Origin of the sequence: Flammeovirga kamogawensis (genome assembly GCF_018736065.1) — a bacterium.
In the GTDB taxonomy this organism is placed as follows: Bacteria; Bacteroidota; Bacteroidia; order Cytophagales; family Flammeovirgaceae; genus Flammeovirga; species Flammeovirga kamogawensis.
Window position 1 is genome coordinate 780,236 of the sequence record NZ_CP076128.1, and the last position, 14,135, is coordinate 794,370.

Here is a 14,135-nt window from a genome sequence, read left to right on the forward strand (position 1 = left end):
TATCCAAAGTATAAACTTTGTATTACGGATTCTACAATAGTATATTTGTTGACATTTTTTCTATCACTATTTTTTTAGAGAAGATCAATTTTCAATTAAATTATCTTTCATTTTCATATTAATACTTTTGATTAAACAGCAACGCTACATACTGTTGTTTTTAACTTTGTTTCTTGCAGGTTGTGTTTCTTATAAAGACCTAGAAGAGGATAGAAGTTTATTGGTTAAACAAAAACTAGAAGGTGTTAGGTACAGTGATAGATCTACTATAGAATCTTATATTCGTCAAAAACCCAATAGAACACTCCTTGGGACAAAAATCAAACTACCTCTATATTTTTATCAGAAAGGAGAGAAGATATATATCAAAAATTATCAAAAAGATAGTTTAAAATATTATGATTTAACGGAATACTACGAAACGCTAATTACCGTTAGAGAGAATGAGCTTCAAAGACAAATTGAAGAAAATAATGAGATATTAGATTCATTGTATAAACAGGATATATATACGTCTTATAAAGAAATTCACAAATTAGAAAAACGAAGTATTCGAGATTCTTTATCTGGTATTAGAAAATTGAGAAAGATTAAATCTAAATCAATTACTAAAACAGAAAAGCTACAACTGAGAGTAGAAAAAGGGAATTGGCTAATGCGATCTGCTGGTGAAGCACCTTCTTATTTCGATTCAACGGATGCTCAAAATACTAGTCAAATTATACAAAGGGCGTTAGTTACAAAAGGTTTTTTAAATGCTACAACTACATTTGAATATGATACTATTACTGATTACAAGTATCCATTTGTAAAAGAAACTTATAAAGTAGATGAAGGTATTCAGTGGAAAATTAATGATGTAAAATATAAAGTATCAGATAGGGATGTTTACAATGTGATCTTATCTAACAATAAAAAAAATAAATTAAAAAAGCATACAAAATATTCTGAAATTAAGATTCAGAATGAACGAACAAGAATAACTAAACTACTTAAAAACTCAGGGTATTTCGATTTTTCATCATCATACATTCATTTTGATGTTGATACTAACAAAGTACATGGAAAAGTTGATGTAGTAGTATATTTAGATTCACCCAAAAAAGGAGATAAGCACACAAAATATTTCATCAAAGATATTACTGTTGAAACAGACCCAAATAATAAGAAAGATGAAACAGATTCTCTTGATTATAAAAATGTACAGTACTATCAGCATGGAAAGCATTATAAGCCAAAGATACTTGATGGTAAAATATCAATAGCAGAAGGTGAACCTTATAAAGAAGCTTTAAGTACAGATACTAGGCAGTTTTTGAGTCAGATGGATGCTTTTAAATTCGTGAATATTGAATATTTAAAGGCAGGAAATGATTCCTTAAATGCAATGATTTATGCTAGCTCATTCAATAAGTATCAATATGCTTTTGAAACTGGTTTAAATGTAAGTAGATCTTTACCTGGTCCGTTTGCAAGCTTATCTTTAAAATCAAGAAATATATTTAGAGGTGCTGAATCTCTAGAATTTCGAGGTCGTTTTTCTCTAGAAGCACAGGCTAGTGTAACAGAAACTGTAAACGAATTATATAATGGTACTGAATATGGTTTTAGTACTATCTTGAAAATACCAAGACCTTTAGTTCCTTTTGCAAACAAATTAGATAAATCGTTTTACGTTAGAACGGCTAAAACTAAAATTCTATCAGATATTGCATACGTAAGTAGACCAGAATATACACGTTTTAATATAAAAGGTCTTTTTGGATATGAATGGAGAAATAGAAAAGAAGATTTATTTGAACTTTCTGTAGCCGATTTAAACATTGTGAACACTCCATTTCTTAGTAATAGTTTTAGAGTAAGGTTACAGCAATTAGCAGAACAAGGAAACACATTACATTATTCTTTTGATAACTCTTTTGTATCCAGTATGCATTTAAGTGTTTCAAGAATGAGGGGAGACTATATTACTAGTTCTTCTAAATCTACTTATGTGAAACTTTTTGGAGAGTTAGGTGGTAATGCACTTGATTTAGTAAATTCTATGACGGGTAGTGAACCGGGATCTATATATGGACTTAGATATTATAAGTTCTTTAAAGTATATTCTGATTTAAGACGTATTACTCCAATTGGAGAAAAGAAAAAGCATTTCTTTGCTTCAAGAATTCATATGGGTATTGCTAAATCTTATGGAGAGGTAGATGCATTACCTTATGAAAAATATTTCTTTTCTGGGGGGGGAAATAGTAATAGAGCATGGAGACCAAGACGTTTAGGTCCTGGTTCTTATACACCACCACAAAACTCAAACGGTACTTTTGATTATAGTTATGAACAGCCAGGCGATATTATTATTGAGTTAAATGCAGAGTGGCGTTACAAGATTTCAAGGTTATTCCAATGGGCATTATTTATAGATGCATCTAATGTTTGGTTAATTGAAGAAGACAATACACGTCCTGGAGGTAATTTTGAATTCAACCGTTTTTGGAAAGAATTTGGAATTGGAGCTGGAATTGGAGCAAGAATGGACTTTTCATTTTTACTCGTACGTTTTGATATAGGTACAAAAATATATGATCCAGCAAGAAAAGAAGGGGACAGATTTGTGGCAGGATATAATTTTTTAGGAAAAGGTACAACAGAATTTAATATAGGTATAGGGTATCCATTCTAATTTACTATTTTTGCGATTCAAAAATATATAGAAGGATGACAAATCAAATAGTGCTTTTACTAGGAGCTAATTTAGGAGACAAATTAGCTACACTAAACAATGCTGTAAGAGAGATTCATAACAGTATTGGTGAAATTTCAAAAAGCTCTAAAATATATGAGACAGCTGCGTGGGGAAAGGAAGATCAACCTTCTTATTACAATCAAGTTGTAGTTTGCGAATCAAACTTACCTAGTAATGATTTATTAACTCTTACTCAAGAGATTGAGAATAAATTAGGTAGAATTCGTAAAGAGAAATGGGGAGCTAGAATTATTGATATTGATATATTATTTTATTCAAATGAAATTATTTCTACTGAACATCTAAAAGTTCCACACCCATGGTTGCATAAAAGAAGGTTTACATTGGAACCATTAACAGAAATTTTACCAAACTTTATTCATCCAATTTTAAATCAATCCTGCAGTGATTTACTTTTGCACTGTGATGACCAGTTACCTGTAAAAAAGTTAACGTTGGAGAGAACATCAATTAAATAAGAGAACAATTACTATATAGTAAGTAAAGATATAATGGCAAGAAGAAGGAAAAACATAGTGTTAGAGAAAGTTACAATCATTGATGTTGGAAGTGAAGGCAAGGCAATTGCTAAAACTGAAGATAATATGACTGTTTTTGTTACAGGTGCAGTAACCGGAGATGTTTGTGATCTTCAAGTAACAAAGAAGAGAAAAACATTTATGGAAGCTCGTCCTATCAAGTTTTATGAATATTCTGATAAGAGAGTAGAACCTTTCTGTGAGCATTTTGGTGTTTGTGGCGGATGTAAATGGCAAATGTTAGATTATAAGTGGCAATTGCATTACAAACAAAAACAAGTTGTAGACCAGCTGACTCGAATTGGTAAAATTGATTTACCTGAAATTGAAAGTATTTTAGGTTCTGAACAAACAAGAGAGTACAGAAATAAAATGGACTTTACGTTTACATCAAATAGATGGTTAACGAAAGAGCAAATGGAAACAGAAGACCCTACAAGAGAGAATAGAGGGATTGGTTTACATTTACCAGGAATGTGGAATAAAGTACTTCATTTAAACGATTGCTATTTACAAAATAAGCCTTCAGATGAAATTCGTAAAGAGGCGTATCAATTTGTTTTAGATAATAACTTGACTGCTTTTAATCATTATGATGAAAAAGGATTATTAAGAAACCTTATTATTAGAACTTCTTCAACTAAAGATTTAATGGTAATGGTACAGTTCCATGATAACGATCAAGAACAGATTGATCTTTTTATGGAAAACCTGAAAGTGAAATTCCCTCAAATCACATCATTACTATATGTAATTAATCAGAAGAAGAACGATAGCTACCATGATCTAGACTTTAAGGTATACAATGGATTACCTTATATTGTAGAAGAAATGGAAGGTTTGAAGTTCCGCGTAGGTCCAAAATCTTTTTATCAAACCAATTCTGATCAAGCATATAACCTTTATAAAGTAGCTCGTGAATTTGCAGATTTAACTGGAGAAGAAAGAGTGTATGATTTATATACAGGAACTGGTACGATTGCTCAGTTTGTTTCTAGAAAAGCAAAAGAAGTAATTGGTATTGAATATGTTGAAGATGCAATTAAAGATGCCAAGATTAATTCTGAATTAAATAGCATCGATAATTGTAAATTCTTTGCTGGTGATATGAAAGATATCTTGACAAAGAATTTTATTAAGAAGCATGGTGATCCAGATGTTATTATTACCGATCCTCCTAGAGCTGGTATGCATGAAGCTGTAATTAATCAGATTCTTGAAGTTGAACCTAAAAGAATTGTTTACGTAAGTTGTAACCCAGCTACACAAGCAAGAGATTTAGCACTATTAGATCCTAAATATAAAGTGACAAGAGTTATGCCTGTTGATATGTTTCCTCAAACATACCATGTAGAAAATGTAGTTGCTTTAGAATTGAAATAATAGTAATTATAATTGTTTATTAAGTAGTCTTCATCATGGATTAATGGTGAAGACTATTTTTTTATAGAGTAGGGGGGTAATTATGAAATATCCAATTCATTGCATCTTCTAACTTAAGAAAGTATTGAAACTCATAACTAGCATTATATTCATCAAGAATGTTTTCTATAGCAACATGCGTCATAAAATCTTTGCTTACTATTACAGCATATTTTTGAATAAGCGAATTCCTAATATTGTTTCTAGAATATTCAGCTGACCATTGTTGAAGTTCTTCTGATAATTTATAATTAAAGTTTCTTAGATCAGAAATACAAAATGAGGGTGAGTATTTATGAAATGCATCAATCCAATTTATTACTTCATTTTTATAACAGTCATTATTTAGTTCAATAACATCATTATGTAACCAACTATTAGTCATTAAACTTTTTTTGGAATCAAAAAATATATTGTGGATTTCTGATTTTATATCAAGTAGCATAGGTAAGTGAGTAGTAGTATAGATATTTAAATATAAGTAATTATATTAATTAAAACCTCTATTTAACATAACATTAATTATATGTAATAATATAGTACTAAGTCCATCCAAGAAGTCTTTCCATACATTTTTGCATAATTATATATTCATTCTGAGCACTGATTTTATTGAATTTAGCCAGCTTGTAAATTTTACAAACATGTTTATTATCTTCTCCAACAGTATCTCCAACACATATGATTCCAATGTTTGGGTATTTCTTCGTAAATCCTTCAACTTTCTCTATATACTCGTTATTTAAAGGAATTGCGATATAGAAATAATCACAGTACTCGAATTTTTTAATAATTTTTTGACGCTCCTTATTTAAATCATTTATTTCTGTGAGAATATGAGCACCAATAACAATTGGTCTTAAAGTATCATCTTTATTTGCCTTACACAGACTTAAAATATCAATTGAAGTAAATGAAGCTAAGTTAAAAGCAATAAGATGTTCATGTCTTGAACAAAAATCAACATTTAAAGTTCTTGCTAACCATTGATCAGATCTTAAGGCATTTAGAATATTTGCTCTAGCTAAATTTTCACTAGAGAGCTGATATTTTTCCATTTTCTTTAAATCTTCCCAGTATCTATCAATGGAATTATCTTCTACATGTTCGTTTTCTATTGAGTTTTTAAGATTATAAGGAACTACAAATTGTGTTTTATCCTTTTTATCTTCAATTACATATGCCCCTTCTTTCTTTCTACCTCGTTCAGTTTTACCACCTTTCAGAGGTCTATAGATATGCCACAATTCCTTTAGTTCATGTCGCATGTTTTCACCTTCAAGCATCTTGGCTTTTACCTCTTCAACAATTTTAGTAGGTGCAATTGTTCTAACTTTACTAAAGGTTTCTAATTGTTCAGGAGTTGTTTTTACTACCGATTCATCTAATTCTGATAGTTCATGCATACCTAATATTTCAAGATATAATTTAGCACCAGACCTAGCTCTCCATAATGTAGATATATTAATTCTATTTTTATCAGCTAAACCTTTTACATATTCAGTAAATGATCTAGACCTTAATTTATATAATTGTGTACTTTCTATTTGGTCTAATAGTTTTGCTACTCTAAGCCAATTTCTCCTATCCTTTTGAATAAGAATTTCAAATTCTAATTCTATTTGTTCAAGTTGGTTAATTTTCATAGTTGCAAATTGCAACTAAAATGCAATATATACAATAATAATACTGTCAATTTCATCTATAATGGTATATTTGATAAGTGAACTTAAAAATCCTATTCATTGAAATACGTATATACTTCAATACTCTTTTTACTTGTTGCCAATTTTTGTAAAGCACAAGATATATTATCAATTTTTGCAACTAAAGGACCCAATGCACAAAAATCTAGCTTAGAGTTGTTCAAAAGGTATACAAATCCTTTAGCTGAAAGTTACTCATGGGCAATAAGTATGGGGTGGAATCACACTGCTCGTCCACACAGACCTATTGGTTTTGATATTAGTATTGGTACAGCTGCAGTTTTAATTCCTGATAATAAACTGACTTATTCAGTTGATGGAATTGATGGAGTAAGAATTATATCTGGGAATACACAAGTACCTACATTCTTTGGTTCTAACACTGCCTCTTCTGTAATCGGAGTTAAAAATGATGATGGAACAGAATCAATAATTCCTGCAACACGTGGAGTTAATTTATCGGTAGCCCCTCTCCCATTTTTTAAATTTGGGCTTGGAATTTTTAAAAATACAGAACTAATGGGACGTATTTTTCCAAAGTTAGAATATAATGGTATTGAAATAAAAATGTGGGGTGCTGGTATAAAGCATAATATTGTACAATGGTTTTATAAAGAAAAATCACCTTTTGATTTAAGCGTTTCTGCAGCTTATACTCAGGCAGATGGATTATATCCATTGGAACAAAGTATGGTGGCTCCAGTTGTGAACCCTGGAAATATGCTTTTTACAACACGAGGAGGAGATTTTGAAGCAATACTTTCAAAAACGTTTCCGTTGGTCACTTTTTATGTTTCTTCAGGGTTTGCATATAGTAAGAATAACCTTCAATTAGTAGGTGATTATACTTTGCAATATAATCCGGAAGAAACACTAAATATTCCTCCTAATGGAGTAACAGAAGAATATGAGTTAAAAGCATGGAAATTTGGTGGTGGAATTATGCTAAAGTTTGGTTTGGTATTCATAAATGGGGATTACAGCTATTCAGAATACCACTTAATTTCTACAGGATTAGGCTTAACTTTAAAATAAAGTGTATAATTTTGTTAAGATTTCTTAAATGGAACTTGAAAATAGTATGATTTAGCGCTAATTAAACGATTTTTGTTCCTGCAATTAGAAATAATGAATTTAATTACCCTTATCGTGGTCAAATATTAATCATATTTCTATGCTGTTATGATTGTAAAATAGATAATGTTTCAAGCATTAAAATAAGACTATATCGTGGATTTATTTGAAAAACTTCTTCAGGATAGAGGACCATTAGGGTCTCACTCTAAAATGGCACATGGATATTATGCATTCCCTAAACTTGAAGGAGAAATTGCTCCAAACATGACATTTAGAGGCAAGGAAGTATTAACATGGAGTTTAAATAACTATTTAGGATTAGCAAATCATCCTGAAGTTAGAAAAGCTGATGCTGATGCTGCTGCTGAATACGGTTTAGCTTACCCAATGGGTGCTCGTATGATGTCAGGTAATTCAAACCTAATTGAGGAGTTCGAACAAGAAATTAGTTCATTTGTAGGCAAAGAAGATACAATGGTGTTAAACTTCGGTTACCAAGGTATCATGTCTGTAATTGATGCTTTACTTGATAGAAAAGATGTTGTTGTTTACGATTCTGAATGTCATGCATGTATTATTGATGGATTAAGAATGCATGTTGGTAAGCGATTTGTATTCCCTCACAATGATATTGAAAGCTGTGAAAAGCAATTACAAAGAGCTACAAAGCTAGTTGAAGAAACTGGTGGTGCTATCTTAGTTATTACTGAAGGTGTATTCGGTATGTTAGGTGACCAAGGTAGATTAAAAGAAATTGCAGACCTTAAAGGAAAATACAATTTCCGTATGTTAGTTGATGACGCTCACGGATTTGGTACTTTAGGTAAAACTGGTGCTGGTGCTGGTGAAGAACAAGGATGTCAAGATGAAATTGATATCTACTTCTCTACTTTCGCTAAATCAATGGCATCTGTTGGTGCATTTATTTCTTCTGACGAGCAAGTTATTGAATATCTTAGATACAATACTCGTTCTCAGATTTTTGCAAAAACTTTACCAATGCCATTAGTAAAAGGTAACTTGAAGCGTTTAGAATTGCTTCGTACAATGCCTGAACTAAAAGATAAATTATGGGAAGTTGCTACCAACCTACAAGATGGTTTGAAAGCAAACGGTTTTGATATTGGTAAAACTGATACTCCTGTTACTCCTGTATTCTTACAAGGTGGACAAAATGAAGCGGTAAATATGATTATGGACTTAAGAGAAAATTATAATATTTTCTGTTCTGTTGTAGTTTACCCTGTAGTTCCTAAAGGTGTAATTATGTTAAGATTAATTCCTACTGCATCTCACTCTTTAGAGAATGTAGCAGTTACGATCGAAGCTTTTAAAGCTGTAAAACATAAATTAGAATCTGGAGAGTATGCAAATGCAGAACCTCAAATCTTCTCTTAATCGAGAAAGATTTTAGATAAAATATAAAAGGGCGAAAAAACGTAAAAAAAACGTGTTTTTGCCCTTTTTTTATGTCTTTTTATTGTGCATTTAAGTAAGAATTATATAAATTGCTATACACTTAATTTAATTCATCGTTAGAAATTAATATTAAAAAAATGGACAAATTCACAGAACTTAAAGAGCTTATTCAGCAAACTGAAGAAGACGCACAGAAATTCTACAACAGCAAAGTTGCTGCAGCTGGAACTCGAGTAAGAAAGAACATGCAAGATATCAAAAAACTTGCTCAAGATATCCGTCTTGAAATCCAAGATATCAAAAATCAAGGTTAATTCTTTTAACCATAAAAAAGGGATAAGTTTTACAACTTATCCCTTTTTTTTACATCCTATTTAATATATCAATTGCTGCTCTAATCCTTTCCGTAAAAGAAACTTGATCGTAAATCAGTTTCATCTCATAAGATTCTACATCTTGATGCTCCCCTAGTGCTACTCTACAAGTTGCATAAGATTGGTGTGCAAACCGATCTAATATTTTGGAGATATTATAAGAAAAGGTAAAGAGATAATCAAATTTATGATTTATAAATCGTTGGATATCACTTTGAATATCATTCTTATTCCAGTCTATTTTAGATAAAGGAATTACCTTACAATTGAACGGAATATCAAATTGAATTTTCGAAGTTTCTGAAATAAATATTATATCAATATTTTTTACATTTTTTGGTAAAATTTTATCAATAATACGCATTTCATTTAAAAGACTTTGTAGCTTTTCTGTGTCTTTTATATAAAGAAGTAAACCTACAGATGAAGAATCTTTTAGAGGTAATTTATTATTGTGAACAATATCATTACTCTTATCAACTTTATTAAGCTTATAGTTTAAAAGCTTATTTTTAAATAAGTCTAACATATTACCCTTCGATTAAATTTTTAAATTCTTCTTCTGTTAAAACAGTAATTCCTAGTTTCTCTGCTTTTTTCAATTTTGAACCTGCTTTTTCACCAGCAACTAAATAATCAATTTTAGCAGATATAGAAGTTCTTACTTTCCCTCCATGTTCTTTAATAAGATCATGCATTTCATTTCTACTAAAAATTTCAAAAGTTCCTGTACAAACAAAAAGCTTATCTTCTAAAGTACCTGCAGTTTCTTTTTCAATAACTTCAAATTGTAAACCCGCATTTTTAAGACGCTCAATAAGAACTAAATTTTCAGGAACTTCTTTAAAACTGATTATACTTTTAGCTATTTGACCACCTACTTCATAAACTTCAGCTATTTGTTCTTCTGTAGCACTCAGTAGTTCTTCTATATTCTTAAATACCTCACATAATTTCTCTGCTATGGTACTTCCAACGTGTCTAATTCCTAAGGCAAATAGAACTCTTTCATAAGGAATATTCTTTGAAGCTTCTACCCCGTTTAAAAGATTTTCAATTGATTTATCTTTAAAGCGTTCCATTTTTTCACTTAGCGCCTCAGGTGTTAAATCATAAAAATCAGCAACATCAGAAATTAACCCCTTTTCAATTAATTGATCTATTGTTTCACCACCTATAGAATCAATATTCATAGCTTTTCGTGCTACAAAATGTTGTATCCTACCTTTCACTTGTGGAGGACAACTAGTTATATTTAGGCAATAATGCTGGGCTTCTCCTTCCTGACGTTCTAAAACAGAATTACAAGCAGGACAATTTGTTATAAATTCAAGAGGTTTTGCTTCTTGATCTCGTTCACTAACATCAACTCCTGTAATTTTTGGTATAATCTCACCACCTTTCTCAACATAGACTTTATCATTGATGTGTAAGTCTAGCCTAGCCATTTCATTGGCATTATGTAAAGAGGCTCTTCTTACAGTAGTTCCGGCGAGCTGTACTGCTTCTAGATTTGCAACAGGAGTTATTGCACCTGTTCTTCCTACTTGATAAGTGACTGATTTTAATAAAGTTTTTGCTGCTTCAGCTTTGTATTTATATGCAATTGCCCAACGTGGACTTTTTGCGGTAGCACCTAATTTTTTATGAAATTCTTCACTATCTACTTTTATAACAACTCCATCAGTCTCTAATGGTAAGTTATGTCTATCATCACCCCATCTTTCAATAAATGCCCAAACTTCATCAATGGACTTTACTCTTTCATAAGTATTAGGAAGGTTAAAACCCCATTCTTTTAACTTATTGAGTCCATCAAAATGAGTTGTAATATTTTCTACCTGGCCTACTATACCGTAGATATAAACATCTAATTTTCGCTCTGCTACTTTTTTAGGATCTTGTTGCTTTAATGCACCAGCACATGCATTTCTAGGATTAGCAAGTAAGACTTGAGCTTTCTTATTATTAGCTACTCGTTCAACATTTTCAAATTCAATACGTTTGTTGTTTTCTAAAAACGAATTTTTACTCATAAACACTTCACCCCTAACCTCAAATCGTTCTGGGTAGTCTCCAACTAATTGTAAAGGAAGAGAACGAATAGTTCTTGCATTTACTGTAACATCATCACCTTGAACTCCATCACCTCTTGTAACAGCTTGTATTAATGCACCATGTTCATAAATTAAACTGATAGCTACACCATCATACTTTAGTTCACATACATAATCAACTTGTGTATTAAGGTCTTTTAGTATACGGTCGTTAAACTCTATCAAATCTTCTTTATTATAAGTATTTGATAGAGATAACATTGGTGACTCATGTGCAACTGTTTTAAAATTCTTTGTTGGTTCGCCACCTACTCTTTGTGTTGGAGATGTTGTTTTTAGAAGTGTGGGGAAATTCACTTCTAGTTCTTGAAGTTCATGCATCATCAAATCAAATTCTTGATCTGAAATATCTTGAACACCATCTACATAATACCTTTTATTTAAATCGTGAAGTTTTTTTGATAACTCATCAACGCGTTCTTTAGCTTTTTCTATTGTCATAAATATTAAGCAATATCTAATTTATACTAGTTAATTTGTTTGTTGATCTTTTTAGCAATCTCTGCTAACTCTTCTTGTGTTAGATCAATCTTATTTTTAAAATTCATATCATTCAAACCGCTAATTGGTATTAAATGCATATGTGCATGTGGTACTTCTAAGCCAATAACAGCATGCCCAACTCTATTACATGGAAATACAGCTTTTATACCTTTTGCTACTTTTTTTGCAAAAACATATAATCCTGCTAATGTTTCATCATCGAGGTCGAAAATATCATCAACTTCTTTTTTAGGAATAACAAGTGTATGTCCTTTTTGAACCGGTGATATATCTAAAAAGGCATAATAATTATCGTCTTCAAAAACCTTATGTGATGGTATTTCACCATTAATTATTTTTGTGAAAATTGATGCCATAATTTATTTTTTCTTTTTTGGTTTGAAAGTTAAATAAATCATCAAAACTAAAGACAAACCGTAGCCTACAGAACTAACCATTGGCATGCCTAAACTATTTCTCATAGTATAAGGTATTGGTGCAGTCATAACTATTGATGAACTAATTAAAAGTGCAAGAATAACTAAAGCAATGTTTAAATTAGACGCTGCATCTTTAAATTGATGTATAAGTGGTTCTAAGCCTTTGTGTTCAAAATTTATTACAAGTTTACCTGTCCTTGTTTTCTTTAAAATATAACGCACCTCCATAGGTAAATTATAGAATAAAGAAGATACTTGGTAAAATGAATAGTAAAAATCTGAACTTAAATTTTTAAATGAAAATTGTTCTTTTGATAAACGGATACCATAAGGTTCAATTTCAGGCAGTACTTCTAGTGTAGGCCATAAAACATTACATATACCTTCTAAAATTGCCAATGCCCTTAAAATCATAAATATTGAACCGGGTACAGCCAATCTATTCCTATAGATAATCTCTTGTAATGTACCTGTTATATCTGCCATAGAGGCATCATTAGAAGAATGAACAACAAACTTATCCACTAACTCATTAAGGTCTTGTTCAAGCTTCCTAGGGTCGTCTGTGTCCGTTTCTTTGGCAATTCGTCTTAGGTGCATTGCCATCCCTCTGGCATCTCCTTGCCCCATTGAGGTAAGAAAGTTTGCTAAACCAAATCTTTGATATTTTGTTAATCGTCCAATCATACCAAAATCAATTAGTATAATTTTCCCATCAGGGCGTATTAGCACATTACCGGGATGAGGATCTGCATGAAAATATCCTTGATTGAAAATTTGATCTAAGTATAAATGAAGTCCATCTAAAGCAACTTGTTTTAAGTCTAAACCCCAAGATTCAATTGTTCTTTTATCAGTGATTTTGCAACCACTAACATACTCCATTACTAAAAGTTTCTTAGTAGTATATTCTAAGTGTGCGTAAGGTATGTGTAACTTTTGATTGTCTTTATTGGCAATCCTAAATTGAACAATATTTTTAGCTTCTATTGTATAATCCAATTCATTAATAATACTTTCCTCAAAAGTCTGTATTATTTCTTCTGGATTAAGAATACCATATTTATTAAAGAAATGCCCAGTATGTTTGATAAACTCTCTTAAAAGTCTAAGATCCGTTTCTACTTGTTCTCTAGCTCCTGGGCGCTGAATTTTTATTACCACATCTTGCCCTGTTTTTAAACGAGCTCTGTGTACTTGACCAATACTAGCAGCACCTAATGGTTTGTTATCAAAAAAAGTTACAAAATCATTCAGGTTCATTCCTGTTTCTTTTTCAACAATTGCCATTGCTTCTATTTCAGAAAATGGAGCAACACTATCTTGTAATTTTTGAAACTCTTCTATTAAATCCTGTGGTAAAATATCAGGACGATTACTTAATGTTTGTGCAAATTTCACAAACGTAGGTCCTAACTCTTCAATAACCATTCGAATCCTTTCTGACCTACTAAATTTTAAGACAGGTTTGTTGTCTCTTTTCCAATCATCAATAGGCACAAATCGGCTTAAAGATGTGTTAGAAACAACATCCTCAAAACCATACTTGAGTAGTATCTTAATGATTTCTTGTAGACGTTGAAAGTTTTTTACTTTGGTTGAAAAAAGCATTTAATATGGTATGTGTACTTGAAATGATAAATATATATCCGTGTAAATAATAGTGAAAATCATAAACCGAATTGGCCTTTGACTTTTCGCTTAAAAAATACAGACATAATCTATGTAAAAATAACTGTAATATCTATATGCTACAATTTAATATTACAGAATTAGTGAGTAAAAATCACTTCAAGTCACATTCTTTAGAATAAA

Annotated in this window: 12 protein-coding genes; 6 read left to right on the forward strand and 6 right to left on the reverse strand. The window is 31.0% G+C overall.

Annotated features, from left to right (window positions below; genetic code table 11):
- Window positions 1–154: 154 nt before the first annotated feature.
- Genes tamL through rlmD form a run of 3 tightly spaced genes read left to right on the forward strand, consistent with a single transcriptional unit; the run spans window position 155 to window position 4,665 of the window.
- A complete protein-coding gene (gene tamL / locus KM029_RS03100) occupies window positions 155–2,680 on the forward strand; it encodes a translocation and assembly module lipoprotein TamL (RefSeq protein WP_184679458.1) in 2,526 nt (841 codons plus the stop codon).
- Between the two features lie 35 nt (window positions 2,681–2,715).
- A complete protein-coding gene (folK, locus tag KM029_RS03105; protein ID WP_144075322.1) occupies window positions 2,716–3,222 on the forward strand; it encodes a 2-amino-4-hydroxy-6-hydroxymethyldihydropteridine diphosphokinase in 507 nt (168 codons plus the stop codon).
- Between the two features lie 33 nt (window positions 3,223–3,255).
- Window positions 3,256–4,665: a 23S rRNA (uracil(1939)-C(5))-methyltransferase RlmD gene (gene rlmD / locus KM029_RS03110; protein ID WP_144075323.1), complete on the forward strand. Its 1,410-nt coding sequence runs from the start codon at window positions 3,256–3,258 to the stop codon at window positions 4,663–4,665.
- Between the two features lie 61 nt (window positions 4,666–4,726).
- Here the strand turns inward: rlmD and KM029_RS03115 are convergent, their stop codons facing one another.
- Together KM029_RS03115 and KM029_RS03120 are read right to left on the reverse strand one after the other, a co-directional pair.
- Window positions 4,727–5,089, reverse strand: a complete 363-nt coding sequence (locus KM029_RS03115) for a hypothetical protein (RefSeq protein WP_184679459.1) — start codon at window positions 5,087–5,089, stop codon at window positions 4,727–4,729.
- A gap of 157 nt (window positions 5,090–5,246) precedes the next feature.
- Entirely contained in the window at window positions 5,247–6,350 is a 1,104-nt protein-coding gene (locus KM029_RS03120) for a hypothetical protein (protein WP_144075325.1), read from the reverse strand.
- A 99-nt stretch (window positions 6,351–6,449) separates the two neighbouring features.
- Between KM029_RS03120 and KM029_RS03125 the strand changes: the two genes are divergently transcribed.
- The 3 genes from KM029_RS03125 to KM029_RS03135 all read left to right on the forward strand — a co-directional run bounded on the left by KM029_RS03125 (window position 6,450) and on the right by KM029_RS03135 (window position 9,220).
- A complete protein-coding gene (locus tag KM029_RS03125; protein ID WP_144075326.1) occupies window positions 6,450–7,445 on the forward strand; it encodes a DUF6588 family protein in 996 nt (331 codons plus the stop codon).
- A gap of 195 nt (window positions 7,446–7,640) precedes the next feature.
- A complete protein-coding gene (locus KM029_RS03130) occupies window positions 7,641–8,885 on the forward strand; it encodes an aminotransferase class I/II-fold pyridoxal phosphate-dependent enzyme (protein ID WP_144075327.1) in 1,245 nt (414 codons plus the stop codon).
- Between the two features lie 158 nt (window positions 8,886–9,043).
- Window positions 9,044–9,220 carry a histone H1 gene (locus KM029_RS03135; protein ID WP_144075328.1) on the forward strand — a complete coding sequence of 59 codons (177 nt, stop codon included), beginning with the start codon at window positions 9,044–9,046 and terminating at the stop codon, window positions 9,218–9,220.
- 49 nt (window positions 9,221–9,269) lie between these two features.
- Here KM029_RS03135 and KM029_RS03140 read toward each other — a convergent pair whose 3' ends face one another.
- The 4 genes from KM029_RS03140 to KM029_RS03155 are packed head-to-tail and all read right to left on the reverse strand — an operon-like array spanning window position 9,270 to window position 13,931.
- Window positions 9,270–9,809: a DUF6913 domain-containing protein gene (locus KM029_RS03140; RefSeq protein ID WP_144075329.1), complete on the reverse strand. Its 540-nt coding sequence runs from the start codon at window positions 9,807–9,809 to the stop codon at window positions 9,270–9,272.
- Between the two features lies 1 nt (window position 9,810).
- Window positions 9,811–11,838 carry an NAD-dependent DNA ligase LigA gene (gene ligA / locus KM029_RS03145; protein WP_144075330.1) on the reverse strand — a complete coding sequence of 676 codons (2,028 nt, stop codon included), beginning with the start codon at window positions 11,836–11,838 and terminating at the stop codon, window positions 9,811–9,813.
- A gap of 26 nt (window positions 11,839–11,864) precedes the next feature.
- The gene (locus KM029_RS03150; protein WP_144075331.1) at window positions 11,865–12,257 is read right to left on the reverse strand and encodes an HIT family protein; all 393 of its coding nucleotides are present in this window, start codon (window positions 12,255–12,257) and stop codon (window positions 11,865–11,867) included.
- 3 nt (window positions 12,258–12,260) lie between these two features.
- Window positions 12,261–13,931 carry an ABC1 kinase family protein gene (locus KM029_RS03155; protein WP_144075332.1) on the reverse strand — a complete coding sequence of 557 codons (1,671 nt, stop codon included), beginning with the start codon at window positions 13,929–13,931 and terminating at the stop codon, window positions 12,261–12,263.
- Window positions 13,932–14,135 lie beyond the last annotated feature (204 nt).